This is a genomic window from Marinoscillum furvescens DSM 4134, assembly GCF_003386095.1.
GTDB classification, from domain to species: Bacteria; Bacteroidota; Bacteroidia; order Cytophagales; family Cyclobacteriaceae; genus Marinoscillum; species Marinoscillum furvescens.
In genome coordinates this window covers 1-1,449 of sequence record NZ_QREG01000059.1, presented here as the reverse complement: position 1 = coordinate 1,449, position 1,449 = coordinate 1, and the positions used below count along the sequence as shown (strand labels likewise).

Genomic DNA, 1,449 nt, shown 5'->3' with positions numbered 1-1,449 from the left:
CAGATACCAAGGTAAATGACCTCTCCAAGCTACTGCCAACAACCCCATAACTAAAATCAAAAACTTACACTACACGCTCAACACCGAAGGGATACTTCGTTCATTGTTAAAACCAGTGTAATAGTTGTAAACATTCCCGAGTTTCTGGTATTCAAGGCCATACGTAACCCAGTAGTTGTCATTTGTTTTGGAGTAGAAATAAACGCCACCCATAGGGAAAGATAAAAGACTTTTACTTGTGTTATATTCCGGATCTGAGCTAAAGTCCTTACTTGAAAGTCCTCCTATTTTGATTTCTATAATTTTTTCTTGAGCGAGAAGTTCAGATGCTGTAAGTGAAAAAGTTACGATTAAAAATATTATTTGTTTTCTCATTTCTACGTTGAGCAATTTTTTTCTATCGACCAACTATCGGTTTGAGTGCCTACGCGACTCACCCCACAGTTGGCAAGTACAGCTAAAATAGTGAAACTGCCCAACACCTACAACGGCATCTACGAAGCACTGCGTTCTACAAGTCAAAATCCAGAAAGATGAAAATAGCTAGAAGCACAGAAGCTGGCAGAATGGGCAGCTTCACGGTCGAGTTGCACAGAAGTATCAAGTAGCTCTGTTGGCCATTCGCCATATCGCTTGTTACAGGGCCGTTTTATCCTTCTCGATAGTTGAAATGCACTTCATCACCACTGAAGAATGCCTTGTTCTCCTTCTTGCTAAAGTTCAATCGCGGCTCATGAGTTAGTACTATGTTCTGGGTATCAATCCAGTTAGCGGTAAGTTTGCTGTTGGCTTTGTTGTGATAGAATATGCCTGCACCACCTCCTGAAAACCAGTTCATGATTCCGCTTGTGTGAATGTATTCTCCGTTCGAGTATTCGTCTTGAACCACAAGCTCCTTTTGGTTGTCAGGAGATATGGTTCTGAGAATTTCTGTTGCAGAGAATTCGATTTTTGGCCGTACTCTGCGCTTTGCTTTTGGCCTTTCATTAGAGATTAAGGTCAAGAATTTTTCAAGTTCCTTTTGTCGCTTTTTAAGTGACTTTTCATTAGCACCTAAATCTTTCCAGACCTTCAAGTCATCACCAGAAGAAATCAAATCAACAATGTTTTGCAGGAGTTCGGGTTCAAGAGATTTCGTCTCCCACTGAGCAAGTGCCAATCCAATTAACGAATTATTACGATCATCTGAATCGCTGAAGTATTCTTGGAATTCACGCCTGATTTCCTTCGATACGGAAGTAGGATTCTCACCAGCGTTGTAACGTTCGAAAAATTTAGTGTAGATGTCTAGAGTTGTGTCGTTATCTTTTATTTTCTCACTCCAAGTTCCCATGCGAATTGCAGTTATGCCCTGGTAGAGTAGAGCCTGACAGCCCTACATGTTGCTATAAATATAGCGAAATAGAACTGCCAGCGCCCCCTTCATCAAACCGTGCATGAAGTTTTCCC

Annotated in this window: 2 protein-coding genes; both read right to left on the bottom strand. The window is 41.1% G+C overall.

What is annotated here, in order from left to right; translation table 11 throughout:
* Positions 1-69: 69 nt before the first annotated feature.
* Entirely contained in the window at positions 70-375 is a 306-nt protein-coding gene (locus C7460_RS23425; RefSeq protein WP_115870566.1) for a hypothetical protein, read from the bottom strand.
* Positions 376-649: 274 nt separating this feature from the next.
* Positions 650-1,333: a hypothetical protein gene (locus C7460_RS23420; RefSeq protein WP_115870565.1), complete on the bottom strand. Its 684-nt coding sequence runs from the start codon at positions 1,331-1,333 to the stop codon at positions 650-652.
* Between the last annotated feature and the right edge of the window lie 116 nt (positions 1,334-1,449).

Coding starts and splice junctions, on each gene's coding strand:
- C7460_RS23420 (WP_115870565.1), bottom strand. CDS start 1,333: ATGGGAACTTGGAGTGAGAAAATAAAAGATAACGACACAACTCTAGAC.
- C7460_RS23425 (WP_115870566.1), bottom strand. CDS start 375: ATGAGAAAACAAATAATATTTTTAATCGTAACTTTTTCACTTACAGCA.